Source organism: Klebsiella sp. X1-16S-Nf21 (assembly GCF_002837615.1).
Classification (GTDB): domain Bacteria; phylum Pseudomonadota; class Gammaproteobacteria; order Enterobacterales; family Enterobacteriaceae; genus Klebsiella; species Klebsiella variicola.
Window position 1 is genome coordinate 33,289 of record NZ_PJDK01000001.1, and the last position, 24,542, is coordinate 57,830.

General features: G+C 59.6%; 23 protein-coding genes and 2 pseudogenes. 9 read left to right on the forward strand and 16 right to left on the reverse strand.

From position 1 onward, the window contains the following. Nucleotides 1-15: 15 nt before the first annotated feature. The 11 genes from CW267_RS00185 to CW267_RS00235 all read right to left on the reverse strand — a co-directional run bounded on the left by CW267_RS00185 (nucleotide 16) and on the right by CW267_RS00235 (nucleotide 9,302). Nucleotides 16-318, reverse strand: coding sequence for a hypothetical protein (locus tag CW267_RS00185; protein ID WP_051975541.1), 303 nt, complete (start codon nucleotides 316-318; stop codon nucleotides 16-18). 32 nt (nucleotides 319-350) lie between these two features. Next, nucleotides 351-779, reverse strand: coding sequence for a hypothetical protein (locus CW267_RS00190; RefSeq protein ID WP_015958548.1), 429 nt, complete (start codon nucleotides 777-779; stop codon nucleotides 351-353). Nucleotide 780: 1 nt separating this feature from the next. Continuing rightward, a complete protein-coding gene (locus CW267_RS00195; protein ID WP_023322768.1) occupies nucleotides 781-1,269 on the reverse strand; it encodes a hypothetical protein in 489 nt (162 codons plus the stop codon). Nucleotides 1,270-1,616: 347 nt separating this feature from the next. Continuing rightward, complete coding sequence (locus tag CW267_RS00200; protein ID WP_043875164.1) at nucleotides 1,617-3,038, reverse strand: FAD-binding oxidoreductase; 1,422 nt, start codon at nucleotides 3,036-3,038, stop codon at nucleotides 1,617-1,619. Nucleotides 3,039-3,064: 26 nt separating this feature from the next. After that, nucleotides 3,065-3,880 carry an ABC transporter permease gene (locus CW267_RS00205; RefSeq protein WP_049162721.1) on the reverse strand — a complete coding sequence of 272 codons (816 nt, stop codon included), beginning with the start codon at nucleotides 3,878-3,880 and terminating at the stop codon, nucleotides 3,065-3,067. A gap of 1 nt (nucleotide 3,881) precedes the next feature. Further along, entirely contained in the window at nucleotides 3,882-4,712 is an 831-nt protein-coding gene (locus CW267_RS00210) for an ABC transporter ATP-binding protein (RefSeq protein ID WP_008804567.1), read from the reverse strand. Continuing rightward, the gene (locus CW267_RS00215) at nucleotides 4,709-5,692 is read right to left on the reverse strand and encodes an ABC transporter substrate-binding protein (protein WP_072124714.1); all 984 of its coding nucleotides are present in this window, start codon (nucleotides 5,690-5,692) and stop codon (nucleotides 4,709-4,711) included. The genes CW267_RS00210 and CW267_RS00215 overlap by 4 nt, the downstream gene beginning before the upstream one ends. Beyond that, the gene (locus CW267_RS00220; RefSeq protein WP_016161231.1) at nucleotides 5,692-6,573 is read right to left on the reverse strand and encodes a creatininase family protein; all 882 of its coding nucleotides are present in this window, start codon (nucleotides 6,571-6,573) and stop codon (nucleotides 5,692-5,694) included. The genes CW267_RS00215 and CW267_RS00220 overlap by 1 nt, the downstream gene beginning before the upstream one ends. Next, the gene (locus tag CW267_RS00225; protein ID WP_032421426.1) at nucleotides 6,570-7,049 is read right to left on the reverse strand and encodes a RidA family protein; all 480 of its coding nucleotides are present in this window, start codon (nucleotides 7,047-7,049) and stop codon (nucleotides 6,570-6,572) included. The genes CW267_RS00220 and CW267_RS00225 overlap by 4 nt, the downstream gene beginning before the upstream one ends. Continuing rightward, nucleotides 7,039-8,322, reverse strand: a complete 1,284-nt coding sequence (locus CW267_RS00230; protein WP_072124715.1) for an amidohydrolase family protein — start codon at nucleotides 8,320-8,322, stop codon at nucleotides 7,039-7,041. Before CW267_RS00230 ends, CW267_RS00225 begins: the two co-directional genes overlap by 11 nt. 11 nt (nucleotides 8,323-8,333) lie before the next feature. Then, nucleotides 8,334-9,302, reverse strand: coding sequence for a PDR/VanB family oxidoreductase (locus CW267_RS00235; protein ID WP_048330366.1), 969 nt, complete (start codon nucleotides 9,300-9,302; stop codon nucleotides 8,334-8,336). A 206-nt stretch (nucleotides 9,303-9,508) separates the two neighbouring features. Here CW267_RS00235 and CW267_RS00245 point away from each other — a divergent pair, with 206 nt between their 5' ends. From CW267_RS00245 to CW267_RS00260, 4 genes are all read left to right on the forward strand, one after another. Next, complete coding sequence (locus CW267_RS00245; RefSeq protein ID WP_004202952.1) at nucleotides 9,509-10,408, forward strand: LysR family transcriptional regulator; 900 nt, start codon at nucleotides 9,509-9,511, stop codon at nucleotides 10,406-10,408. Between the two features lie 295 nt (nucleotides 10,409-10,703). Then, nucleotides 10,704-11,693 (forward strand): ABC transporter substrate-binding protein, encoded by a 990-nt coding sequence (locus CW267_RS00250; RefSeq protein WP_022065085.1) that lies wholly within the window; start codon nucleotides 10,704-10,706, stop codon nucleotides 11,691-11,693. 11 nt (nucleotides 11,694-11,704) lie between these two features. Further along, nucleotides 11,705-13,123 (forward strand): amidohydrolase family protein, encoded by a 1,419-nt coding sequence (locus tag CW267_RS00255; protein ID WP_008804574.1) that lies wholly within the window; start codon nucleotides 11,705-11,707, stop codon nucleotides 13,121-13,123. A 20-nt stretch (nucleotides 13,124-13,143) separates the two neighbouring features. Further along, complete coding sequence (locus CW267_RS00260; protein ID WP_023322760.1) at nucleotides 13,144-14,133, forward strand: isopenicillin N synthase family dioxygenase; 990 nt, start codon at nucleotides 13,144-13,146, stop codon at nucleotides 14,131-14,133. A 15-nt stretch (nucleotides 14,134-14,148) separates the two neighbouring features. Here the strand turns inward: CW267_RS00260 and CW267_RS00265 are convergent, their stop codons facing one another. From CW267_RS00265 to CW267_RS00275, 3 genes are all read right to left on the reverse strand, one after another. Continuing rightward, nucleotides 14,149-14,931, reverse strand: a complete 783-nt coding sequence (locus CW267_RS00265) for a DeoR/GlpR family DNA-binding transcription regulator (protein WP_008804576.1) — start codon at nucleotides 14,929-14,931, stop codon at nucleotides 14,149-14,151. Nucleotides 14,932-15,023: 92 nt separating this feature from the next. Next, nucleotides 15,024-16,361, reverse strand: coding sequence for an aspartate aminotransferase family protein (locus CW267_RS00270; protein WP_012541487.1), 1,338 nt, complete (start codon nucleotides 16,359-16,361; stop codon nucleotides 15,024-15,026). Then, nucleotides 16,351-17,406, reverse strand: a complete 1,056-nt coding sequence (locus CW267_RS00275; RefSeq protein ID WP_227500880.1) for a phosphotransferase enzyme family protein — start codon at nucleotides 17,404-17,406, stop codon at nucleotides 16,351-16,353. Before CW267_RS00275 ends, CW267_RS00270 begins: the two co-directional genes overlap by 11 nt. Nucleotides 17,407-17,834: 428 nt before the next feature. Between CW267_RS00275 and CW267_RS00280 the strand changes: the two genes are divergently transcribed. After that, complete coding sequence (locus CW267_RS00280; RefSeq protein WP_004898667.1) at nucleotides 17,835-18,605, forward strand: SDR family oxidoreductase; 771 nt, start codon at nucleotides 17,835-17,837, stop codon at nucleotides 18,603-18,605. Between the two features lie 14 nt (nucleotides 18,606-18,619). After that, on the forward strand, nucleotides 18,620-20,146 hold the full coding sequence (locus CW267_RS00285; RefSeq protein WP_049140033.1) for an APC family permease: 1,527 nt from the start codon (nucleotides 18,620-18,622) through the stop codon (nucleotides 20,144-20,146). Between the two features lie 61 nt (nucleotides 20,147-20,207). Here CW267_RS00285 and CW267_RS00290 read toward each other — a convergent pair whose 3' ends face one another. Continuing rightward, nucleotides 20,208-21,125, reverse strand: a complete 918-nt coding sequence (locus tag CW267_RS00290) for a LysR family transcriptional regulator (protein ID WP_100780917.1) — start codon at nucleotides 21,123-21,125, stop codon at nucleotides 20,208-20,210. A gap of 116 nt (nucleotides 21,126-21,241) precedes the next feature. Between CW267_RS00290 and CW267_RS00295 the strand changes: the two genes are divergently transcribed. The 3 genes and pseudogenes from CW267_RS00295 to CW267_RS31150 all read left to right on the forward strand — a co-directional run bounded on the left by CW267_RS00295 (nucleotide 21,242) and on the right by CW267_RS31150 (nucleotide 23,969). Continuing rightward, the gene (locus CW267_RS00295) at nucleotides 21,242-22,774 is read left to right on the forward strand and encodes an MFS transporter (RefSeq protein WP_100780916.1); all 1,533 of its coding nucleotides are present in this window, start codon (nucleotides 21,242-21,244) and stop codon (nucleotides 22,772-22,774) included. Between the two features lie 144 nt (nucleotides 22,775-22,918). Further along, nucleotides 22,919-23,032 (forward strand): annotated as a pseudogene (locus tag CW267_RS31145) (LuxR family transcriptional regulator); the annotation flags it as partial. Between the two features lie 681 nt (nucleotides 23,033-23,713). Further along, nucleotides 23,714-23,969, forward strand: a pseudogene (locus tag CW267_RS31150) (transcriptional regulator). Between the two features lie 36 nt (nucleotides 23,970-24,005). Here the strand turns inward: CW267_RS31150 and CW267_RS00305 are convergent. Further along, nucleotides 24,006-24,494, reverse strand: coding sequence for a DinB family protein (locus CW267_RS00305; RefSeq protein WP_008804584.1), 489 nt, complete (start codon nucleotides 24,492-24,494; stop codon nucleotides 24,006-24,008). Between the last annotated feature and the right edge of the window lie 48 nt (nucleotides 24,495-24,542).

Consider the following 24,542-nt stretch of genomic DNA (forward strand, 5'->3'; position numbering starts at 1 on the left):
CCGGATGGGTGGCAATTATTTATCTACGGGAGGCTCCTCCGCGAGATGCAGTTGACAATATTGCTCAACGCCCGCCTTTAGCATGTTAATAATCACCAGCAGTGTGGGTAAGTAAGGCACCAGTTTAACTAACAGCGAACTGATGGGTTCATCAATAATCAGTGCCAGCAGGGTATCCACTTTCTTTTTCCATGTTTTGTTATATTCCACACAAAAATTTTTAATATCGGCCGGCTGCGTTGAACGGGCAATCTGTTCGAGTTCTTCAATGGCGTTGAGTGCCGCTTTTATTTTCTCAATGTCGATTTGTTGAGTCATATTCGCCTCACGGTAATCGGAAAAAAACTGGATCATTCTTTATGTGGATTAAATAACAGCCACGGTAAGGTGTAATCGTACAGCGCTTTCACCGGCACCACGGATAAGTGGAAATGTTTATCGTGCGGGCTGACGCCATGGTAATCCCGCCATACCCAAGGCTGGACAGAAGCGCTAATGATCCGTTTGTTCCAGATAATATATTTAATTCGTTTGTCTTTGCTGGCGACCAACGCATCGACAATCGCCTGAGCATCACATTTATGTTGAGGATCGTGGGTAATATCGATAGCCGTTACCACACCAATATTTCCATCTATCACCTGCGGATTATGATCCGAGTTGGTGTGGGCATGATGTTCATCACCAATGGTGCCATCGCTGTCCGTGTTGCGATGCGGAGCATATTGATTAATCTGATCTCTGAGTATCAGCAGACTCTTTGCGACACGCCATACCATGTTATTTACCCTCCGGATTGAAACAGGGGTTTGAGCTGACCGGCTCTGCGCCATGAACCACGTCCTGATAAACCGGAGAAGGGGGGGCAGGATCGGCTACTGCATCCGCTACTGGGTCTGCTTTCACGCTGCTGACTTGTTGCTTTTTCAGGTTTTTCACTTGCAACAGATAATTAAGAATGACGTTCCAGAACGCCGATCCGCCGCTTGCCATCAGGCCAATACATAATGTCATCAGGTCCGGATGTTTAATGGCCGAGAAACTGCCGGCGACGAATGGTTGGGTCAAAAACGCCGTCACAATACCGGCAACCACCGCTAATATCTGCAGGGCAGATTTGCGTCGTCCTTCGATGACCGGATCCTGATTTTCCAGATTAAGCCAGGGAAAATACCCTTTGATTATCTCTACCAGTCTTTCCGAGGCGATACTGATGGCGATCAGCATCGTAATGATGTTTTCAAGTTGCGAAGAAATGGCATCGCTCATATTATCCTCACTATTGCTGTGTTGAATAAAAATAATTTACAACGTTTTTATCATGTGCTTAATTCATAGGGCAAATTTATGTCGACTCATTTTACGGTTATTTTTGTCGGGCGCGTAATAAATAATCCGCCAGAGCGTGTTCGGAATAACTATTTAATTCGACACGAAAACTGAACCGCGGAATTAACCCGTGATAATAAATTTATCGTCGCTTTTTTGATGAGTATAACGGAGGAAACAGAGACGCCACTCATTCATATGAATGAGTGGCGTAAAAAAACTCGCCGCGCGGGCAGGAGGAAGAGAAACGGGCCAGCGACCGGTTAGCGCGCCCCGGAATGGGACGCTCAGGTCGTGGGGCTTTCGCGGGTGGCTCGCGCCAGCGGGTTGCTGTCCAGTTCCAGCTGGTCGCGCAGCGCCCAGCCGCGCAGCTTGCCGGGGTTAAGCAATCCCGCCGGGTCGAGAGACTGTTTCACCGCCACGACGTCGGGGCGAATCACGCCCTGTTTGCCGTCCTCAACCTGCAGCACGTGGGGGTTGTTAATCTTGACGTCGTTGTCGCGAAATATCTGCATGATGGCGTTGAGCCGCGCGGGCGTGGTATAGCGCACCAGCTGCAGACCGCTGGCGGTGAGATTGCCCTCTATATCGCGCAGGAATTCAATATGGGAAATCACCTCCCCGGCGAAGTGCTGCTCCATCTGTAAAATTTGCTGCGGATAGCGCAGCGGATCAAACGCCGTCTGGAGATAAGTCAGCGTATTGTCCACCTTGAGCGCATGCAGGGTGGTGTGGTTCCAGCAGTATTCCATTAACGAGGCGTTTTGCGTCCGGGCCTCGTCGCTGGCCTGACGGATGGCGTTGCTCCCGCGATGGCGCTGTAACAGGCTGGCGCAGAGTCCTTCGCTCTCCTCGGCGATCAGGCTGATAACCGCATGCTGCCCGGTGCGGTAACGATCGTTGAGGTGGCTAAAGTAGTCGGCGATCGGCGTGGCCAGCAGCGCGACCTGACGTTTTACCAGCCCCGGCGAACGGACGCAGGCGTTGGCATAGTTCAGCGCATCGGCGAAATCGTCAAACACGTCCAGGCGTTCAATCCACTGGTGCACGGGCGCCAGCGCCAGCTCAACCTCCAGGATAATGCCGTTGGTGCCGTAGGCGTGATGCAGCAGCAGCGCTTCGGGAGCCGGGATGGTCAGTACGCGGGGGACCGGCTCGACGGTCATCACTTTGACGCTGAGCACATTGCCGGGCGCCGCCAGCGGCCCATAGTTGATGGAGCCGATGCCGCCGAACCCGCCGCCGTAGAGGCCGCCCAGGCTCGCCAGGCGGTAGGTCGACGGCATGCAGCGCAGCTCCCATCCCGTTGGGCGGGCGGCGGTTTCGATGTCTGCCAGACGAATGCCGGCCTGGGCGCGCACCGTGCCGTTGCCGAGGGCGACGATCTGGTTGAGTCCGGTCATATCCACCAGCAGCCCGCCTTCGAGGGGGACCAGTTGGCCATAGTTGCCGGTGGCGCTGCCGCGCAGCGTCAGCGGCAGCTGGTGCTGCGCGCAGGCGGCGACCAGCTGGCGCAGCTCCTCTTCGTCGCGTGGGCGAACCACCGCGTCCGCCTGTTTCCCCGCCAGTTGCTCAGTGAGTACCGGACTGAACCAGTGAAAATCGCGGGAAAGCCGTTTGATCTTCGCCGGCTGTAAGGTCCACTCCAGCGTCGGGAGTGCCTGCTGGATCGCCGCGACCGCGTGTTGACGCTGCTCATCAGTCATCATTTTTCTTCCTGTTCGTCAGCAAAATATTAATGAGATTGCACGGCTTCGCTTTCATGCCAGGCGCTGAGCGCCCGGCGCGAAACCCAGGACATCACGCCAAACAGCGCGATCCCGGCGAGAGAGATCAGCAGCAGCGCGGCAAACATCAGCGGGATATCCAGCTGGTAGCCAGCCTGCAGGATCTGATAGGCCAGACCGGTATTGGTCCCGCCGGTCCCGGCGACAAACTCCGCCACCACCGCGCCAATCAGCGACAGCCCACTGGAAATACGCAGCGCGCCGAAGAAATAGGGCAGCGCCGAGGGGATACGCAGCCGCACCAGCGTTTGCCAGCGGCTGGCGTGATTGAGGCGAAAATAGCTCAGCAGGCCGGGGGAGACGCTGCGCAGTCCCTGAGTGGTATTGGAGATGATGGGAAACACCGCCATCAGGGTGGCGCATACCACCAGCGAGAGCGTGGCATCCTTCACCCAGATGATGATCAGTGGGGCGATGGCGACAATCGGCGTCACCTGCAAAAACACGATGTAGGGAAACAGGGCGGTTTCCACAAAGCGGTTCTGCACCAGGATAAACGCCACCGCGGCGCCAATGAGAATCGACAGCAGAAACGAGATCAGGGTGATCTTGAGGGTGAACAGCAGCGCCAGCAGCAGCGGCGTGAGATGCGTCCACAGGCTTTCCAGCATCACCAGCGGCGACGGCACCAGAAAGGCCGGGATGCGAAAATAGCTCACCGCGCCCTGCCACAGGAGCACCACCGCCACCGCGACGAGGGTCGGATAGAGAATTTTGAGAAAACGCGGATGCTGGACCCACGGCGTTGAGGTTGTGTTTTTCATATTATGACTCCATACCGGACTGGCTGGCCTGCAACAGACTGTCCTGCAGCTGACGGGCATACAGGGAAAAGGCCGGACTGACGCGGAACGCCTCGCTGCGCGGGAACGGCTCCCGGATGGCGATATCTTCGACCACCCGTCCGGGACGGGCCGCCATCATGATCACCCGCTGTGAGAGAAACACCGCTTCGTGGATCGAGTGGGTGACGAACACCACCGTCAGGTTCTGCTCCTGCCAGAGACGCAACAGGTCGCTGTCGAGTTTGTTACGCGTAATTTCATCGAGCGCGCCGAAGGGCTCATCCATCAGCAGCAGCTTTGGCCGGGTGACCAGGCCGCGGGCGATGGAGACGCGCATTTGCATGCCGCCGGAGAGTTCGCGCGGCAGGACGTCGGCGAATTTGCCCAGCCCCACCAGTTCAAGGACTTCACTCACCCGGGTATTACCTTCCGCGCGCGGCACGCCGGCCAGATCCAGCGGCAGCCTGACGTTATTGCGCACGCTGCTCCACGGCATCAGGGTGGCTTCCTGGAAGACGAACGACAGCGGATGCTGGGCTTTCTCCCGGCTGTCGCGCCGCCACAGCATCAGCTTGCCGTCGCTGGGCTCCACCAGGCCGGCGACCATCTTCAGCAGCGTACTCTTCCCGCAGCCGGACGGGCCGAGCAGGGTAATAAACTCCCCCTGATTGATGGTCAGGTTGACGGGCAGCAGCGCCCGGGTACCGTTGCTGTAGATCTTCTCCGCCGACAGCACCTCGATGGCCGGGGTGGCAGAGGCGGGCATAAAGCGGGTGTCGCTCATCACGGTCAGTTTCGGGGCGGTATTCATGGCATCACTCCGGCGTCTTTGACCATCTCCAGGGTGTAAGTCTGCTCAAACGGCACCTTGCTGGCGTCGATCAGCTTGTTTTTCACCAGCATGTCCCAGGTTTTCTTCAGCCGCGGCTCGGTGATGATGCCGATGCCGCCGGTCTTAGCATCGCCCCCGGTCACCAGCTGGTACTGCTTCATCTGGGCAATGCCAAAGGCGATCTGCTCGGCGCCCATTTGCGGATTTGCTTTACCGATCAGACTGTTGCCGGGGGCGGGATCCTGCAGGTAGCTTTTCCAGCCCTCCATGGAGGCTTTGACGAAGGCCGCCACCGCCGCCGGACGTTTGCGGATGGTGTCCGCCATACAGATAATCGAGTTGCCGTAGGGCGGGTAGCCCCAGTCGCTGAGCGGATAGACATAGAACGGCTGCCCGCCTTTGGCGACGGAGAACGGCTCGGAGGTCACGTAGCCCTGCTGCACCAGGTTTTTATCGGCGAGGAACGGCTGGACGTTAAAGGTATAGGGGCGCACTTTGCTGCCAGCCAGACCCAGCTCGCTCTTCGCCCACGGCCAGAAAGAGGTATAGGCCTCGGTGGCGAGCAGGAAGGTTTTGTCTTTAAGCTCCGCCGGGTTCTCCACTTTGTCATGGGTGATAAACACCGTCGGCGAGTGCTGGAACACGGTAGCGACAGTCACCGCATGCACCCCGGCCTGCCAGGTCTCCAGCGCCTGACCGTTGTCGCCAAGGGTACAATCGGCCTGGCCGGCCGCCATCAACTGCATGACGTTGATCTGCGGGCCGCCCATTTTAATCTCGACGTCGAGACCGGCGTGCTGATACAGCCCGGTGGCCTGGGCCTGGTAAAACCCGCCGTGCTCGGCCTGGGCATACCAGTTGGTGAGAAACGTAAACTTCTCCGCCGCGAAGCAGGAGGCTGAGGTCGCGAGGGCGGCCACGGTCAGCAGGGTAAAAACGAGCGTCGGTCTGGTATTCATCATGGCTCCTTGGATTCAGCAGCGAAAGAGGGGGGTAGGGACTGCACAAAGCCGTGCCAGTGCTGTTTGCCCCAGGTCGGTTCGTGACGTTCGACCCAGGCCATGCGGTGGATCTCGATGATCGCTTGCGCCCAGCTGGCGGCGAGGGAGTCGAGAAGCCCTTCGCCTTGCTCCCGCGTCGCCGGGGTCGGGTCGCCAATCACCCCGCTGGGGCCAAAGTCATACGACGCCCACGCCGCCGCCGGGCGGCCTTTCGACAGGGTCGGGCAGGGGAATTCCGGCGGGAAGTTGGCGACCGCCCGCTCCATATGAACGCACTCCGGGGCCAACGCCAGCATCAGCGCCGTTTCGCTATGTCCGGCGTGCATCGCCATCCGCTGTTCATGCGGGCTGAGAAACTGTTTTTCGCAGTTGGGTACGTTGAACACATCGTGCGGGATGGCGATGAAATCCCCGTGGCGCAGGCGCATTTCCCGGCAGGCGATTTGCAGGATCTGCGGCTGGCCGCCGTGGCCGTTGATCATCAGCAGCTTGCGAAAACCGGCCCGATAGAGGGATTCGGCGATCTCCAGCAGGGTATGCAGCAGCGTATCGCCGCTGAGGGTCAGGGTGCCGGGAAAATGCAGATGCTCCTCGGACTTACCGTAGACGATCGGCGGGATGGCGTAGGCCGGGATCGCCGCCGGCAGCCGGGCGAGGGCATGGCCCGCCACGCCGGAAGAGATCACGCTGTCCACCGAGCAGGGCAGATGCGGGCCGTGCTGTTCGATCGCCCCGGTGGGGAGGACGATAACCGTGTTGCTTTTATCCGGCAGGGCGGCCACGTCCGTCCAGCTCAGAAAAGGGAGAAAGCGCGCTGCAGGAATGTAACCGTTAATCATCGCGGAGCCTCGGAGTTAAATGACGGGGGTAACCAGACGGTCGCTTCAACTTCAATCAATACCGTGGCGTCGGGCAGCATTTCGCTGACCTGGACCACGGTGGAAACGGGCGGCTGGTCGGGATAAAACAGCTTCCTGACCCGGCTGTAATAGGGAAAATGGTCAAGGTTGCGAAAGTACTGCACCAGCTTGATAACGTCGCTCATCTGCCCTCCCGCGGACTCCACGGTGCGGCGGATGCTTTCCAGGACGTACCAGCTCTGGGCGAGGATCGGGCCCTGTTTCGCATCGGTTGAAAATTCGCCGGTCGCCCCCAGCAGCTCTCGCACCGACTCAGGCACATCCTGAAAGCCGTTGACGATGGTGCCGTTCAGGGGATTGACCGGAATAATGCCGGAGAGAAAGATAAAATCGCCGGCTCTGCGCCAGGCGGCATACCGCGCCAGCGGCGCCCCCGCGCCTGCTTCAAGACTCATGTGCCATCTCCTCTTGCCACACGCGCCGGTGGGTTAACCTGCCGTGGTTAACCACCAGACGGGCGGCGCTGTTTAAAGGCCAGGTAAAACGGTCGCTACCCGGGAAAATCACCACGCTGGCCGCCGCGCCGATGGCAAAGGGCGCCGCGTCTGCCGGCGAACCGGTTAGCGCCGCGCGATCGCAGATCAGCCGCGACTGCCGGTCGAACAGGTCGCTGAGCTGAGCGCTGAACAGGCCGCAGGCCAGGGTGTCCAGCGGGTCGTAGCTTCCCGCCGGACAAAAAGCGTCCTGCACGTTGTCGCAGCCGAGCAGGGTGGCCACGCCGGCGGCCTGCGCCTCGTGCAGCAGGGTGATCCCCCGCTGGCGCGGCGTGCGACCGAATGTCGCATCCTGCAGCAGCAGGTTGGTCATCGGCAGAGCGATAAGGGTGACGCCGTGCGCCGCCAGCTGGCGCAGGATCGGCGCCGCCTGTTCGTCGCTGCCGGCGGCCAGCGCGCAGCCGTGGCTGCAGCAGATATGCCCGGGAAAAGGGTGGCGGGAGAGATGGTCCGCCAGCCAGGTCAGCCCCTGAGACACTTCGCTGAGCTCCTCATCAATATGCAAATCCAGATCCAGATCCCAGCGGGCCGCGCTATCCAGCAGGTTTGCCATGGCGGCGGCGTCCCAGTTGGAGGAGTGGATGAAGCCGCCCAGCAGGCAGCCCTCCCCGCTGGTGGCGACCGTTCGGGCAATGGCCCCGGCGTCCGCCGGATCGCGAAACAGGGTCAGCGGGACCAGCGCCACCCGCTCCAGGGTGATGCCGACGGTATCGAGGCGGGCGATCTCCTGCCAGGCGTCCGGTGCGTCGGCGGTAAACCAGTCGATATGGCTACGCAAATAGGTCACACCATTTGCTGCCGCCCGGGCCAGCGCGGCGGACGCCCGACGTTGAATATCCGCCCCGGTCCAGTGCTGGCGATCCTCGTGCATGGCGTGGATCGCCGCCAGCAGCCCGGCCTGCGCCGGACGGCAGCGTTCAATGGTAAAGGTCTTGTCCAGATGGGCATGAGGTTCCACCAGGCCGGGGAGCGTCAGGGCCCCCGCCAGGTCCCACAGGCCGGGAGTCGGCTGGTCGGTCGGGGTCAATGCGGCAATCCGGCCGTCGCGAAAGGCCAGGTCCGCCAGCAGCGGTTCACCGTTGGCCTGCGTCGGCCAGCCGTCGGGCAGCGCCCAGGCCGGGAGTCGGGCGCGGCTGATCCCGGCGAGCGGTGCGAAAGAGGAGGGGAACGTCATCGTCAGTCTCCTCACAGATCCAAAACCAGAACCGGGGATTTCGCCCGCGAACAGCAGAGCGTGATCTGGTCGTTGCCCGCTTTCTCTTCCGCCGTCAGCACGCTGTCCCGGTGTTCGGGGATCCCGTCGAGGACCCCGGTAATACAGGAGCCGCACATTCCCTGTTCGCAGGAGAGCATTACCTCCACCCCGGCGTGCTGTAATACCTGAGCAATGGTTTGATCCGCGGCGACCTGCAGGCGCTGCCCGCTGGAGGCCAGCTCAATATAAAACGCATTTTTCGCCGCAGTATTATTTTCCGCCGCGGGAGTAAAACGCTCGAAGACGAATTGCGACGGCGACCAGCGATATTCCTCCATGACCGACTGCAGTCGCTGAATAAAACCCTCCGGGCCGCAGGCGACCACTGCGGTATCAGGATCGGGCGTGGTTAAGCAGGCGGGGATCCGCTGGCGAAACGACGCGCCTTCCTCGCTACAGTGGATCGCCACCGTGCCGCCCGCAGCCAGCTGGGTCAGGCGCGGGGAGAAGGCCGTCTGGCGCGAGCTGGCGACATAATAATGCAGCTCCAGCGCTCCCTTTCTGGCGGCAATCGCTTCAGCCATCGCCAGCAAAGGCGTGATGCCGATACCGCCGGCAAACAGCAGGTAGCGCCCGGCCTCCGGCAGGGGAAAATGGTTACGCGGAGGCGAAATGGCAAGCCGATCGCCGGGTTTGAGCTGCTGATGCAAATAGCGTGAGCCGCCGGTGGACGCGTCCGTCAGTCTGACGCAAATTTCATAAGTATTACTGCGGTCAGGCGTGCCGCACAGGGAATACTGCCGGGAGCCGAAGCCGGGAATAATAATATCGATATGCGCCCCGGCGGAGTAGGCCGGTAATATTTCCCCGGCCGCCGCCTGCAATATTAATGATAGATTTCCCTCTCCATTGGGGCGTATTTCCCCGACCGAGACCGAAATAAGATCGTGGCTGTGCATTACCGTTTACTCTCCCTCATTCCGCTGTCTGCAGGGCGGCCAGGGTCGGCGAAGAGATAACTCCCCTTCGCGGTAAACTGTCCGGCGTGCAAAAAATGGGTGAAACGATCGTTTCTCCGCTATGAATGCTACGGTATTGTGATAAAACTGTTGCGTCCAGAGCTTTGATTCGCACAACCCGTTGCAAAAAAGAGAGCACCCAAACCATGTTTGCCTTCTCCCGATTTCTGCTCTATTTCACCGAAGTGGCCCGTCAGGGATCGTTTCGTAAAGCGTCAGAGGCGCTGCATGTGTCGGCGTCTTCCATCGACCGTCAGATTTTGCGCGTGGAACAGGAGCTGGCGATGCCGCTCTTTGAGCGCCACCCCACCGGGCTGCGGCTGACCGCCGCCGGGGAGCTGCTCCTGCACGCGGCCAATAACTGGAAAAAGGACTTTACCCGGGTCTGCGAACAGCTGGATGACCTGCGCGGGTTGCGGCGGGGGCATGTGCGTATCGCTACCATCGATGCCATTAACCGGCATTTTTTTTCGACGATGCTCAAAGAGGTGCATAAACATTATCCCAACATCTCTTTTACATTGACCACCATCAACAATATCCACATTCAGCAGGCGCTGATCTCTGGCGAGGCGGATTTCGGTATCATGCTCAATCCCCAGACCTCCCGCGAACTGCAGGTGCGGGCGTTTGCCGAGATGAATATGGGTATCGTGGTGCCGACCGGCCATCCGCTGGCCAGCCGCAGCGCGGTGCGCTTTAGTCAGTGCATCGACTACCCGTTTATCCTGCCGTCCGCTCCGTTGATGATCAGCGAGCCGGTGGAGGCGCTGGTGAACATCAGCGGCAACGAGGTGAAGGAGGTGGCGGTGTCGAACAACATTCACATGATCCGCACCCTGATCAAAGAGCAGATGGGCATCGGCATCCTGTGCCGGCTGGATATTCTCGATGAGATCGAGTCCGGCCAGCTGGCGTTTGTGCCGCTAACCGATCCGCAGCTTAAGCCTTTCACGCTGGCGCTGTGCGTCTCGCCCGCCCGCCAGCTTTCCCTCGCCGCCTCGATGATGTTGAACCAGCTGGAGATGCTCTTCAGTCAGCTGTGAGCGACCGGGCAGGCACTAAAATCATTCATTGATGCACCATGATGGTGCGTTTTTGGTGTTCATGAATCAAAGGTTGCATGCCCGTGGGCGGCGGCGCAGGCGATTTCTCGCGGCCGCTCGCGGGCGATCAAATCTGGCATTGTTTTTGTATAGCTGAGAGTGAGTAGAAGCGGTCAGTACGGGTTATCCATACGGGACATTGCTCAGTCACCATGTCGCGGTTCAATGTTGACCGGGATGGGAGGCTGAGCCGTGGTTTGCTCGCCCCTCTCCCGGCATGAAGAGGAGAGGGATAATGAAAAGTCGTGCACGCCTTCCCCGGGGCTTTCGCTGGCTGGGCCTGATGGCTCTCGGCGGTGTCTCGCTGGCCGTTCAGGCCGAGGAGAAAATCGTTCTGCTGACCTCCTGGTACGCTCAGGCTGAGCAGGGGGGTTATTATCAGGCCCAGGCCACTGGGCTGTACAAAAAATATGGTCTCGACGTCGAGATCCGCTCCGGCGGACCCCAGGTCAACGGCATGCAGTTGCTGTTGTCGAAGCGGGCCGATGTGATCATCGGCTACGATCTGCAACTGCTGGAAGGCATTCAGCGCGGCTTCCAGGCAAAGGCCATTGCCGCGCCCTTTCAGTACGATCCCCAGGGGCTGCTGACCCACGCCGATGTCACCTCCCTGCAGGGGCTGAAAGACAAAACGCTTCTGGTCTCCAGCTCCGGTCAGGCGACGTGGTGGCCGTGGCTGAAGGCGCAATACCAGCTGAGCGACGCTCAGGTTCGCCCCTATACCTTCAATATTCAACCCTTTGTCGTCGATGACGCTGTCGCCCAGCAGGCCTATGTCAGCTCCGAGGTGTTCCAGGTGCAGAAGGCCGGGGTGAAGGCGAACTTCTTCCTCTTTTCCGAGCACGGCTATCCCCCGTATGGCGGCATCCTTATCGCCCGCCCGGACACCATCGCCGAGCGGAAAGCGGCGATGGCGAAGTTCGTCCGCGCCTCAATGGAGGGTTGGGTGAGCTATCTCAAGGATCCGGCGCCGGGAAATGCGCTGATTAAGCAGGACAATCCGAAAATGACCGACGATCTGCTCGCCTGGGGCGTGACCCAGATCCGTGAGCATCACCTGATCGACGGCGGGGATGCCGCCAGCCAGGGCTGGGGGACGATGACCGACGCGCGCTGGCAGAAGACCCGCGACTTTATGGTCAGCACCGGTCTGCTGGCGGCGGCCACCGACTGGAAACAGGCCTACACCACCGAATTTGTTCAGGCCATGCAGGTTAAACCCTGAGGAGCGACGCCATGTCATTAATGATTAAAAATGCCCATGCCATCCTCAGCGGTCTGCCCGGAGAGGCGGCGCGGCTGGCCGGGCCGGATATTCGCATCCGCGACGGCAAGATTGCCGCCATCGGCAGCCTGACGCCGCTGCCGGAAGAGCGACAGATCGATGCCCGCGACTGCGTGATCTATCCGGCATGGGTGAACACGCACCACCATCTTTTTCAGTCGCTGCTGAAGGGCGAGCCGCAGGGGCTGAACCAGAGCCTGACGGCCTGGCTGAGCGCTACGCCGTACCGCTTTCGCGCGGCTTTCGATGAACATACCTTTCGTCTGGCGGTGCGCATCGGCCTGGTGGAGCTTCTGCGCTCGGGCTGCGCCAGCGTGGCGGATCACAACTACCTTTACTGGCCGGATATGCCTTTCGATACCTCGGAGATTGTCTTCAGCGAAGGGGAAGCGCTGGGGATGCGCATCGTTCTGTGCCGGGGTGGGGCGACCCAGGGTCGGGCGGTGGAACAGGATCTGCCTGTGGCGCTGCGTCCGGAAACCTTCGACGGCTATATGGCGGATATCGAACGGCTGGTCAGCCGCTATCACGACCCCCGGCCCGATTCTCTGCGCCGGGTGGTGATGGCGCCCACTACCGTCCTGCACTCCGCGCCGGGCGCCCAGCTGCGGGAGATGGCGAAGCTGGCCCGCCAGCTGGGGATCCGGTTGCACAGCCATTTATCGGAAACCGTCGATTATCTCGACGCCGCGCGGCAGAAATTCGCCATGACGCCGGTTCAGTTCTGCGCGGAACACGACTGGCTGGGAAATGACGTGTGGTTTGCCCATCTGGTGAAGCTGCTGCCGGAGGAGATTGCCCTGCTGGGCCGCACCGGAACCGGCATCGCCCACTGCCCGCAAAGCAACGGCCGGCTGGGCAGCGGCATCGCCGATCTGCTGGCGCTGGAGCAGGCCGGGGTCCCGGTCTCGCTGGGGGTGGACGGCGCTGCCTCCAATGAAGCGGCGGATATGCAAAGCGAAGCCCATGCCGCATGGCTGCTGCAACGCGCGCGCAAGGGGATGCTGGCGCAGCCGCGCTACGCCGGGGGCACCTTCGAGGGGGGAGCCGATGCGGCCACGGTGGAGGATGTGGTGCGCTGGGGCAGCGCCGGCGGCGCGCAGATCCTCGGCTTAGCGCAGACCGGCACTCTGCAGGTCGGCATGCAGGCGGACCTCGCCATTTACCGGCTGGACGATCCGCGCTACTTCGGCCTGCACGATATGGCTATTGGGCCGGTGGCCTGCGGTGGGCGCGCCGCGCTGAAGGCGCTGCTGCTCAATGGCCGCCCCATCGTGGAAGACGACGCCATTCCCGGTCTCGACCTTGACGCGATGCGCCACGACGCGCTGGCGGCCGTCCGTACCCTCCAACAGCGCGCCGCTGTTTAACTGATAACAGGATAATGACGATGAACGCAACCACTCAGAATCAACGCTACGCCTTACAGGAACTGGAAAAAGAGGCGCTGATGGGCGCCCAGGGCGAAGAGACCTTCGCCCGCGAAGTGCGCTGTATCGACCTGTCGAACTTTGCCGAAAGAAAAAATGACATTGCCGAACAACTGTGGGAGGCGGCGGTGGAGATTGGCTTCTTCCAGGTCAGCCACCACGGTATTCCGCTGGCGGATATCCGCCAGGCGTTCAGCATGACCGAGGCGTTTTTCGACCTGCCCGACGAGGTGAAGCGCCAGTATCCGCTGGCCGGCAACGCCGGCTGGGAAAGCAAAGCGCAGGTTCGGCCATCGACCCGCACGCCGGATCAAAAAGAGTCGTATCAGATCACCCGGCCGCTGATGGCCGGACGCTGGCCCAGCGATCGGGAGTTGCCAGCATTCAAGCAGACGATGCTCGGGTTTGAATCGCAGTGCTGGCAGCTGGGGATGAAGATCCTCTCCTGCTTTGCTTTGAAGCTTGGTTTTCCGGAATCGTTTTTCACCACCGCGCACGATCCGCAGCGTGACACCTACCAGAGCACCTTGCGCATGCTGCATTACTATGCGACCGAGCAGTCGCAGCAGGGGATGTGGCGGGCCGGCGCGCACACCGATTTTGACTGTCTGACGCTGCTGTTCCAGCGCCCCGGCCAGGGCGGCCTGCAGGTTTGTCCCGGTAAAGACCGCGAAAGCCAGCAGTGGACCAGCATTGAGCCGCGCGAGGAGGTGATCACCTGCAATATCGGCGATATGCTGATGCGCTGGAGCGACGACCAGCTGCCGTCTAACTTCCACCGGGTGAGAAATCCGCTGCCCCACGAATATCAGGGGCCGCGCTACAGCCTGGCGTTTTTCTGCCAGGCCAATAAAGATGTCGAGATCCTTGGGCCGCAGAGAAAGTACCCGCCCATCAGCGCCGAGGATTATCTGCAGCAGCGGATCCAGGCGAATTTCGCCAAAGGGTAAACGTACCGGCGCGGGTCACTGCTGTTCAGGAGCGGCATGACCACGCGCCACGACCACCTTTTCCCGGCCGAGTACAGTAGCGAGATGGTCGGGCAGGGGCTGGTCAGTAATTAAACGGCTGATGCCCGACCAGCCCGCGTAGTGGTAGGGATAGGTGAGGTCGAACTTCGAGTGGTCGGCGACGACAATGCTTTTCGCGGCGCGCTGGATCATCGCCCGGTAAACCGTTCCACTGTCGATTAACGCCTCGCTTGGCCCATCGGCGGCGATACCGCTGGCCCCCAGTAACGTATAGTCCGCCGTGAACTGATTGAGGAACTGAAGCGTCTGCGCACCGGTCATTGCCCCTTCGGTAGCGCAGTACTCCCCGGGAGCGACGATCACCCGGATGGTTGGATTCATCGACAGCACCGTTGCGACGCCGAAGGCGTGGGTGATGACCGTAATATCCCGCAGCTCGCTGGCCATCCGGCGGGCAACATGTACCGTGGTGGCGCCGGAGCCGATCATAAATATTTTGCCCTCGCGCATACAATGGACGGCGTCCCGGGCGATGCGCTCGCGCTCTTCGGTAAACAGCTGGTGGCGCTCCGTGACCGTCGGTTCACTGTTCATGGCCCGCACCGCACCGCCGTAAGTTCGGTTCAGTACGCCCCGGCGGGTCAGTTCGTCGAGATCGCGACGGATGGTTTCGGTAGAGACACCGTGGGTGCGCGCCATATCCCCAATCCGCAGGGTCGGGGTCTCAGCCAGTTCGCGCAGGATCTGTTGCTGACGGTCTTCTTTTCTCTTCGACATGAACGCTGGTTACTCTCCCTGAAGTCGCTGATGCCGTTAATATACCTGCACGCCGAGGGCAAACAAACTGGATGTTTGCCCTGTCGGTTAGACTATCCGTTCAGGCGGCCAATGACTTTCGCCAGCCGTTCGAGGAAGAAATCTGCATCATCGCGACTGAAGCACAGCGGCGGACGGATCTTCAGGCTGTTGCCAAAGCGACCGGCCGCGCCAATCAGCACGCCCTCAAGCTTCAGGTGATAGATAACGCGACTCGTCAGCTGCGGATCCGGCTCTCCGCTGTCTGGCCGGGCAAACTCGATGGCGTTGAACAGTCCGGCGCCGCGAATGTCGGCGATGGCCGGGAAATCCTGGGCCAGCTGGCGCAGTCCGGCACGCAGATAGTCCCCGTTGCGCTGGGCGTTGGTCATCAGGGCCTCCTGTTCAATCACCTCCAGTACCGCGAGGCCCACGGCGGCAGCCACCGGGTTACCGCCAAAGGTGTTGAAGTACTCGGTCTTTTCGCTGAACGCCTGCAGAATAGCCGGACGCGTGATCACCGCGGCCATGGGAAAACCGTTCCCCATTGGCTTGCCGAGCGTGACGATATCCGGTTGCACACTGTGACGCTGGAAGCCCCAGAAATGAGAGCCTGTCCGACCAAAGCCCGGCTGGACTTCATCGGCGATAAACAGTCCGCCCCGGGCCTGTACGCGGGCTACCGCCTGGGCCAGAAATCCCGGCGGATCGGCGAAAACGCCGTCGCTGGAAAAAATGGTATCCACCAGTAGCGCCGCGCAGCCGTAGCCCCGCTCATCCAGCTCGTCCATGGCGCGCTCAACGTCGGCGGCGAAGAGGTCAGACAGCGTCTGGCCCGCTGACAGCCTGCGCAGGTCAGGGGCGGGAATGGTATGTACCCACGGAGGCAGGAGGGCCTCTTTGTGCCCGGAGGGAGAGACCTCCATCACCGCCGTTGTATTGCCGTGATAGGCACTCTCGGTGACGATGATCCCCTCCCGACCACTGATAAAGCGGGCCATCCGCAGGGCGATGTCGTTGCTCTCGCTGCCGGTGCAGGTAAATATCACATTCGACAGCCCGGCGGGGAACGTCGCCAGCAGGCTGTCCGCGTACTGCTCCAGTACCGGGAACAGATAGCGGGTGTTGGTGTTCAGTAACCCGGCCTGGCGCACCATCGCCTGGGTAATATGCGGATGACAATGCCCCACGCCCGGCACGTTGTTATACATATCCAGATAACGGTTGCCGGCGGAGTCCTCCATCCAGGCTCCGGAGGCCGACGCCATGACGATCGGTTGTGGATAAAACAGCACCGAACCGGTCCCCTGGGTGGCGTGGCGACGGGCAATTTGTCGGCTCAGGTTTTCGTCGGCCACGCCGGTCAGCGCGTCAAAACGGTTCAGTTGAAGAATGGGGGTTTTATTGTTCATCAGCAGATTCCTTGCAGTTAACGGTAGCGCTAAGCGGTGACGCCTGGAGGAGAAACGCCTGGGCCAGGCGTACGGTGATGGCGCCCCATTGCGGGCTGTAGCGACGGGCGGTGGCTGTCTCACTATGGCTGGCCAGCCAGGCCGTCAGCTGTAAGCGGCGCAGCATCACCAGCACCGGAAGCATCACTTCGTCCTTCTGACTGAAGGGACGGACGCTACGGTAGCCCGCAAGCCACGCAGCGCGGTAGTCCGCAAGGGCCGGGTCGTCTTCAATAAAACTGACGGCGGTGGCAAAATCCCAGCCAAACCAGCAGATGCCGCAGTCGTCAAAATCAATCACCGTCAGCGAATTCTCATTCACCAGCAGGTTGGCCAGCCGCATGTCGCAGTGCACCAGCCCATAGCGGTCGGCGCCCTGTCCGTACGCTTCCAGTTTGGCGACCACTGTGGCCTCCACCGCCTCCAGCAGCGTAATATCGTCGGCGCTCAGTTGCGTCATCTTCCGCCAGTCGCCCCACCAGGCATGACGTCCGATAATCGTCTCGGTGTTCCACACCTTGCGATGAAAACCCTCGGGTTTTACCCAGCCTTCGCTGTGCCTGTGCAGTTCTCCCGCAACCCGTCCCAGGGCATGGTACCAGCCGGTGAGATGGCTACCGGTATCAGGTTCGCTGCCCGCAACAAAGGTGAATCCCACGACGTGGGTGACCGTTTCGCCGTCGATGAGGCTGGCGATACAGGTCCCATCATCCAGTACAAGCGGTACGGCGATGTTGATATCTCCCCGGGCATGCAGGGCGTTTAGCCACATCAGCTCAGAATGGATCTCCACCGCTGAGCTGTAGTTTGGGCGATGCACTCGCAGCACGATCTTTCTCTGCGTCATCTTATCGCTGACCAGAAACGTGGCATTTTCTGAAACCGTCAGCAGGCCAATCTCTGCGCCTTCGCTGAGGCCCCAGCGGGGCAGGAGCGGCCGCAGCTTCAGGGTAAGTGTTGTTAAATACTCGTCGTTAAACATGCTGTCCTCAATTTGAAATGACACGCTTAACACATTTTTATGTTGTGGTCGCGGGATTTGCAAGATGTGTGAGGTTTTTTTTGTTTCCTGTTGCGCTTGAATGATGCTTTTTGTTTATTAATTATTTTAATTACAGTAAGTTAGTTTGATTTAGCTGGCTGGATTAAGCCGGTTGCACCATAACGGAACGTATAATGTGTGTTTTTCTCATTCAGGCGTAATCAAAGCGTGATATTTCTTATTAATTAATTGATGTATATAAATAAATTAATCTGTCTATTGCACCAGTCTTGTGCCCAATCATAGCGCATTATTTTTATGCTGAAATCTCACATTAAAATGTTGAACATTCAACATTTACGTGATTATTCTTTTCCTGCCAGCGACGGAGATCGCTGCACGGCCAGGCCAAACGGATGGGATCGCAGAACTTTCACAGACGGGGAAAAATGATGTCAGATTTTATGAACAAACATGTGCTGGTGACCGGCGGGAGTAGTGGGATCGGTCTTGGCATTGCACTCGGCTTTGCCCGCGCCGGGGCGAAGGTGACCATTACCGCCCGCACACCATCGCGTATCGATAGCGCGATCGGCCAGGCGGCGGAGCAGGGATTAACGCTACGCGGTCTGACCTGCAACGTCAGTCATGCCGAAGAGGTAAAAGCCTGTGTGGCAGAAGCCGCACAGCAGTGGGGTGGTCTGGATATTGTCTGCTGCAACGCGGGGATTTTTCCTTCGGCGCCGCTGGCAGACATGAGCGAACAGCAGTGGGATGAGGTGCAGGCGATCAACAGTAAAGGGACTTTTTTAACTGTTCAGGCGGCGCTGCCATGGCTGAAACGTGCAGAGTATGGTCGCATCATCCTCACCTCTTCGATTACCGGGCCGGTAACGGGCTATCCGGGCTGGGCTCACTATGCCGCCAGCAAAGCGGCCCAGCTGGGTTTTATGCGTAGCGCGGCGTTGGAACTGGCCGGCGACAACATTACCGTCAATGCCGTCCTGCCGGGGAATATCGTCACGGAAGGGCTGAGGGATATGGGCGAGGACTATATCGCCGGGATGGCCAGCGCCGTGCCGCTCAAACGCCTCGGAACGGTGGAAGATATTGCTGCGGCAGCGCTGTTCTTCGCCTCCCGTCAGGCTGGCTACATCACCGGCCAGTCGCTAATTGTTGACGGTGGGCAGATCCTGCCTGAATCCGCCGCGTGCCTGAACTGAACGGAGCGTTCATCATGAGCAATGAAATTCTTGCCAATCCCGCGCCAGCGGCGGAAAAACATGTTGTGCAGCGGCTGCGGCCAAATGCGGTAGGCCTTGGCGGGGTGCTGTTTATGACTATCGCCACGGCAGCGCCGATCACTGCGATGCTGGGCAATGTGCCGATCGCGGTGGGTAGTGGTAATGGTCAGTTTGCGCCCGCGGGGTTTATGGTCGCCACCCTTATCCTTGCCCTGTTTGCCATCGGCTATGCGCAGATGGCCAGGTTTATTACCGCTACCGGCGCATTTTATGGCTTTATTTCGCACGGCCTTGGGCGGATCGTTGGCATGGCGTCAGGAGTGACGGTGACCATGACCTACATTGTCTTTGAGGCTGCGCTGGTCGGGATCTTCGCCTTTTTCTGTGAGGATTTAATCAATACGGTCTTCAGCGTACATATCCCCTGGCTCATCTTCGCCTTCACCATGCTAATGACTACCGGAGTGCTGAGCTATTTCGATATTTCGCTCACTTCCCGGGTGCTCGGCCTGTGCCTGGTACTGGAAATATTGATCCTCACCGCCGTCGCGGTGGCGGTGCTGATCCATGGCGGAGGGCCACAGGGTTTTGTCCCCGAGTCGATCAACCCGCTGAACGCCTTTACCCCGGCGAAAGGGGTGGTCGGCGCCAGTGCCGGAATTGGATTATTCTTCGCCTTCTGGTCATGGGTGGGCTTTGAGTCATCGGCAATGTACGGTGAAGAGTCGAAGAACCCGAAAAAGATCATTCCCCTGGCTACCCTGCTGGGCGTGATTGGTATCGGCGTGTTCTACGTGTTCATTTCGTGGATGGCGATTGCCGGAACGGGACCGGAGCAGGCTATTGCCCTTGCGCAGGATCCTAACCGCGCAGGAGAGATTTTCTACGGTCCGGCTCGCCAGTATCTGGGGGAGTGGGCGGTCGGGGTGTTTAAGCTGCTGGTGATCACTGGCTCTTTTGCCTGCGGGATGGCGTTTCATAACTGCGCGGCGCGCTATCTCTACGCGCTCGGGCGGGAAAATCTGTTTCCGTTTGCCGGGCGCACGTTGGGTCGTTCACACTCGCGCCACGGCTCCCCCCATGTTGCCTCTACGGTGCAGACCGTTATCGCCACGCTGATTGTGTTGCTGTTCTTTATCACCGGTAAAGATCCTTACGCGGATATTTACACCCTGCTGGCGCTGTTGGGTACGATGGGCATTATGATTGTCCAGGCGCTTTGCGCCTTTGCGGTGATCGTTTACTTCCACGGCAATAAAGAAAATATTGGCAAAGGACACTGGTTTAAAACAGGCGTTGCGCCGTTGCTTGGGGGGATGGGGATGATCTATATCGTCTACCTGTTATTCAAAAATATGGCGTTTGCCGCGGGCGCTGCCGCCAGCTCCTCCTTTTATCATGCCATTCCGTGGATCGTGTTGGCCTGCTTCTGCTTTGGCGCCGCCATCGCGGTCTGGTTTTACCTCTTTGATGCGCAAAAGTACCGGGTTATAGGACGCATTGTACTGACGGATGATTGATGATGCGCACCTGCCGCCGGCTTTCGCTGGCCGGGCGGCAGGATATCCGGCGCAGGGCTTTTCAGAGGGGAGGGGGCGCCGATGCGGGTGACAAAGGTATCTCTGCCGCAGCCATAAAATCGATAAAACAGCGTATTCTCGGTGACAGGTAGCGGCTGGCGGGCCACAGGACGGAGAAATGCCCATCCTTGACGCAACAGCCGGGCAACACCTCCTGCAGTTGTCCCTCATCCATGGCCTCGCGCACGACAAAATCAGGCACATAAGCGATGCCCATCCCCGCCGCGCTTAAGCGAATGGCGGCCTCAATGTTATTGACTGTCATCACGGCCGTGGCCCTGAAATCTCCCGTCAGCCGCATATCGCGCAGTTCCCAGGGCTGGATCAGCCCCGTCGAGGGGAAGCGGAAAAAAATGCACTTGTGCGCCGCTAATTCCGCTGGCGAGCCGGGGACGCCGTATTCCGCCAGATAGGCCGGACTGGCGCAGAGCACAAAACGAAAGCCACCCAGCTTTCTGGCGATCAAGCGGGAGTCCGCTAATTCACCGCTACGGATAGCAACATCAAATCCTTCATCGATCAGATTGACCAGCCGGTCACTAAAGTCGAGATCCAGTTCAACCTGCGGATAAAGACGGGTAAAGGCGGTGAGGGCGGGGAGCAACAGGCGGTAGCCAATGACGGGCAGTGAAATCCTCAGTTTGCCGGTGGGCTGTGAGAGACTGCTGGTCAGCTCTGACTCGGCCTCCTGGATCTGCTCCAGGATACTCTGGCAGCGCGTCAGAAATGCGGCCCCCTCCGCCGTCAGGCTGACGTTTCTGGTGCTGCGGTTGAACAGCCGGACCCCCAGTTTATGCTCAAGCCGGGCGACATTCTTACCCACCGCCGAGGCAGATATGCCCAGCAGCCTGGCGGCCTGAACAAAGCTTAGCGTTTCGGCGGTGCGGACAAAGGACGTCAGCGAGGTGAGGCTGTCCATCGATTATAAACCTTATGTCTCTTAAGAAGATATTTTCAGTCTATTTATCGGCATTAACATCCGCAATAGGATGGCGACAGTTTATTCATTCCTTGCCGACTGATGAGGGCCGCCCGATGTTACTCACCGCCAGAACACCTTCCCGATACGCCAGCGCCCTGGCCGCGCTTTCTGTCTTTATGGCGGCCTTGCTGCTGCCGTTAAGTTTTACCGGCGGCGTCATGACCACCCCCGCGATACAGCAGTCGCTGGGCGGCTCTCCCGCTGCGCTGTCGTGGCTGACCAATGGCTTTATGCTGACTTTCGGCAGCTTTTTGCTGGCCGCAGGGGTGACGGCGGATGCCATCGACAGAAAACGTATTTTTATCGCCGGCGCCGCGCTGTTTTGCCTGAGCAGCCTGCTGTTTTGCCTGACGCACAATCTCTTCCTGTCAGGCGTGTTGAGGGCTCTGCAGGGCCTGGCCGCGGCGATGATTTTAGCCAGCGGCAGTGCGGCGCTGGCCCAGCTGTATGATGGCGCTCAGCGGACCCGGGCATTCAGCATCCTGGGCACGGTGTTCGGCGTTGGCCTGGCGTTCGGTCCGCTGCTGATCGGCTTCATGACCGACGCGGTGGGCTGGCGCGGCGTATACGCCCTGTTTGCGCTGCTTTCGGCAGGGGTGCTGCTTATCGGACTGGCGTATCTGCCCGCGGCAGAAAAAAGCGAGCCGCGGACACCCGACAACCTCGGCTTACTCCTGTTTACGCTGGCCCTGATGCTGTTTACTGCATCGCTCATGGTCATTCCGGCCCGCGGTTTTTTATCCCTGACCACGCTGGCCTTGCTCATCGCGTCGGGGGGGCTGTTCGTGGCGTTTGTCGTGCGCTGCCGGAGGGTGAACAACCCGGTGCTGGACATCTCCCTGCTGCGTCATCCGCGTTTTGTCGGCGTACTGTTGCTGCCTGTCGCCACCTGCTGTTGCTACGTTGTCCTGCTGATTATTGTTCCCCTGCATTTTATGGGCGGAGAGGGGATGAGTGAGCCGCAGAGCGCACTGTATCTGATGGCGCTGACCACGCCGATGCTGGTTTTCCCATCCGTTGCGGCCCTGCTCACCCGCTGGTTTTCACCGGGGCACGTGTCCACGGCGGGACTGATGATGGCCTCCGTCGGGTTGCTGTTGCTGGGGAACGCTCTTCACAGCCACCATCTCCCGCAGCTGGTGCTGGCGCTGATCCTCTGTGGAGCTGGGGCGGCGTTTCCCTGGGGGCTGATGGACGGCCTGGCGATTTCCGCTGTGCCGATGGCGAAAGCCGGTATGGCGGCAGGCCTGTTCAATACCGTTCGCGTTGCCGGCGAGGGGATCGCCCTGGCGGTCGTTTCGGCGGTATTAACGGCAAGCAATAACCTGACCCTGCAAAGTCGCGTTCACGGGTATGCGCCTGAGGTGATTGACCGCGCCGCAGGCTGGCTGGGGGCTGGCAATATGCCGCAGGCGGCTGCGCTTTTGCCTGACTTTTCCCTCCGGGCGCTGCGCGAGAGCTATGACTCTGCTTATACGCTACTGTTTAGCGGGCTGGCGGTCGTCACCCTGGTGTGCGCCCTGATGGTCTGGCGGACGCTATGCCGGAAGGCGGGCGCTATCCAAACCCGCGACAGTGGATCCTGAACCCCCTTGATAGCGCGGTGGCGTCACGCTTCCCGGTCCGCTCAGCGAACCTGAACTGTCATTGTTTCACTGGCGGAACTATGCTGATTAGGGCGGCCACATGCGCCGCCCCGGCAGCGGAAACAGTGACTCACAGGTGGCGGTATGGCGATTGATCCGGAACTGATTTACATCGAGATCCTGGAAACGGTGCTGATGGCCACCCTGGATCCCGATTTGTGGAAATCGGCATTGCAGAAACTGGCGTTACTGACCGGTCATCAGTACGCGGCATTTCTGTTTTACGATAAAGGCAACGCCCATCTGTTGACCGATTCATTCCTGCTCGAGGAGAAGATCTTTACCGCCTATCGCGACGTCTTTCTGGCTATCGATCCCGCCGAAAAAATATTGACCGCGTTACCGGTCGGGCAAATATATCGGGACCGGGAATATTTAGGCGATAAGTTTATTGCCGGCAGCGTCTATTACAATGAATTTCATCACCCCAACGACCTGAATAATCTCACCAGCGTCAAGCTGTGCACCATCAATGGCTATGCCACCTATCTGTCACTGATGACGGCCAATACGGCGGCTTATCCGCAGCCGGTGCAGTTTGAACTGTTCAGGCGCCTGATCCCGGCGTTAAAAACCGCCTGCCAGCTTCACGCCCGCTTTGAACAGCTGCGGGACACTATAAAATACCAGAGCGCGGTGATGGACAACGGGATCTACCCGGTATGGCTGGTGGATCATGGCGGTAAAATTCTCTACGCCAGCGCGCATGCCGAACGCTACCTGCGCGCCAACGCCCGCCTCTCCTGGTATAGCGGGGGCGATACGCTGTGCCTCGATACCGACAGTAAAAAGCTGAAACGCGCCATCGAGCAGGCCACCCGGACGGCAGAGCCGCCGAAGGCAGGGCTGTGCTATACCGCCGGGCGTCAGCCGAAACCGATCCTCGTGATCCCGGCAGCCCGTCTTGCCGGGGTCGCCTGCGTGATTATTCCCGAGCCGTTTCTCACCGGCAGCGCCTTGATGGAGCTGTTTAACGTCAAGCCCGCCGAGAATGCGGTGGCGGAGCTGCTGGTGCGGGGCATGACCCCGGATGAATGCGCCTTACATCTGGGCGTATCCATCGCCACCATCAGAACCCACCTCAGCGCCCTGTACCGGAAAACCCATACTCGTCATCAGGCAGAACTTCTGCTGATCCTCCGCGCGATTCACGGCTGATGGTTTCGCATCCTCAGGAATGATGGTCGCGCAGGAAAACCGTCAGCACCTCTTTTGGCGGCACGCCGCCGCATTCGCCAATCATCCAGCCCACCGCCCCGCGGTGATAGGCGCCGTGAAAGAGCATGTGGTTCAGCATCTCCATCGCGGTCATATTGCCGTCACCGCCGTCAACAAATTTGAAGGCGATACGTTCGTGAAAATCGGCGGGGGTCATGGCGCTGACGTACTGAATGTATTCGTCCGTACAGGCGGTCATGGCCTTTTCCAGCTCATCAACGGTTGGCGTCTCGGGGGTATTCAGCGCGGTGTAACCGTGCGGCCTGCCGCGCAGGTTCGCCCGGAAAATCATGTCAACGACATGGATATGGTTCATCAGCCTGATGGTCAGGTGACGTTTTTCGCCATATACCGTACCGTCAATTGCGCGGATCGCCTGTAAGGTGGCAAGGTCAATCCAGCGCTTGTATTTCAACAGCGTCACTACTGTGTCTTTGTCCATAGTCTGTCCCGGGTTGGTTGAGCCATTATCTTAGCGATTATGCCAGTG

Bases quoted from the DNA above. Each gene is read 5' to 3' on its own strand.
- CW267_RS00185 (WP_051975541.1), bottom strand. From the start codon at position 318: ATGACTCAACAAATCGACATTGAGAAAATAAAAGCGGCACTCAACGCC.
- CW267_RS00190 (WP_015958548.1), bottom strand. From the start codon at position 779: ATGGTATGGCGTGTCGCAAAGAGTCTGCTGATACTCAGAGATCAGATT.
- CW267_RS00195 (WP_023322768.1), bottom strand. From the start codon at position 1,269: ATGAGCGATGCCATTTCTTCGCAACTTGAAAACATCATTACGATGCTG.
- CW267_RS00200 (WP_043875164.1), bottom strand. From the start codon at position 3,038: ATGATGACTGATGAGCAGCGTCAACACGCGGTCGCGGCGATCCAGCAG.
- CW267_RS00205 (WP_049162721.1), bottom strand. From the start codon at position 3,880: ATGAAAAACACAACCTCAACGCCGTGGGTCCAGCATCCGCGTTTTCTC.
- CW267_RS00210 (WP_008804567.1), bottom strand. From the start codon at position 4,712: ATGAATACCGCCCCGAAACTGACCGTGATGAGCGACACCCGCTTTATG.
- CW267_RS00215 (WP_072124714.1), bottom strand. From the start codon at position 5,692: ATGAATACCAGACCGACGCTCGTTTTTACCCTGCTGACCGTGGCCGCC.
- CW267_RS00220 (WP_016161231.1), bottom strand. From the start codon at position 6,573: ATGATTAACGGTTACATTCCTGCAGCGCGCTTTCTCCCTTTTCTGAGC.
- CW267_RS00225 (WP_032421426.1), bottom strand. From the start codon at position 7,049: ATGAGTCTTGAAGCAGGCGCGGGGGCGCCGCTGGCGCGGTATGCCGCC.
- CW267_RS00230 (WP_072124715.1), bottom strand. From the start codon at position 8,322: ATGACGTTCCCCTCCTCTTTCGCACCGCTCGCCGGGATCAGCCGCGCC.
- CW267_RS00235 (WP_048330366.1), bottom strand. From the start codon at position 9,302: ATGCACAGCCACGATCTTATTTCGGTCTCGGTCGGGGAAATACGCCCC.
- CW267_RS00245 (WP_004202952.1), top strand. From the start codon at position 9,509: ATGTTTGCCTTCTCCCGATTTCTGCTCTATTTCACCGAAGTGGCCCGT.
- CW267_RS00250 (WP_022065085.1), top strand. From the start codon at position 10,704: ATGAAAAGTCGTGCACGCCTTCCCCGGGGCTTTCGCTGGCTGGGCCTG.
- CW267_RS00255 (WP_008804574.1), top strand. From the start codon at position 11,705: ATGTCATTAATGATTAAAAATGCCCATGCCATCCTCAGCGGTCTGCCC.
- CW267_RS00260 (WP_023322760.1), top strand. From the start codon at position 13,144: ATGAACGCAACCACTCAGAATCAACGCTACGCCTTACAGGAACTGGAA.
- CW267_RS00265 (WP_008804576.1), bottom strand. From the start codon at position 14,931: ATGTCGAAGAGAAAAGAAGACCGTCAGCAACAGATCCTGCGCGAACTG.
- CW267_RS00270 (WP_012541487.1), bottom strand. From the start codon at position 16,361: ATGAACAATAAAACCCCCATTCTTCAACTGAACCGTTTTGACGCGCTG.
- CW267_RS00280 (WP_004898667.1), top strand. From the start codon at position 17,835: ATGTCAGATTTTATGAACAAACATGTGCTGGTGACCGGCGGGAGTAGT.
- CW267_RS00285 (WP_049140033.1), top strand. From the start codon at position 18,620: ATGAGCAATGAAATTCTTGCCAATCCCGCGCCAGCGGCGGAAAAACAT.
- CW267_RS00290 (WP_100780917.1), bottom strand. From the start codon at position 21,125: ATGGACAGCCTCACCTCGCTGACGTCCTTTGTCCGCACCGCCGAAACG.
- CW267_RS00295 (WP_100780916.1), top strand. From the start codon at position 21,242: ATGTTACTCACCGCCAGAACACCTTCCCGATACGCCAGCGCCCTGGCC.
- CW267_RS00305 (WP_008804584.1), bottom strand. From the start codon at position 24,494: ATGGACAAAGACACAGTAGTGACGCTGTTGAAATACAAGCGCTGGATT.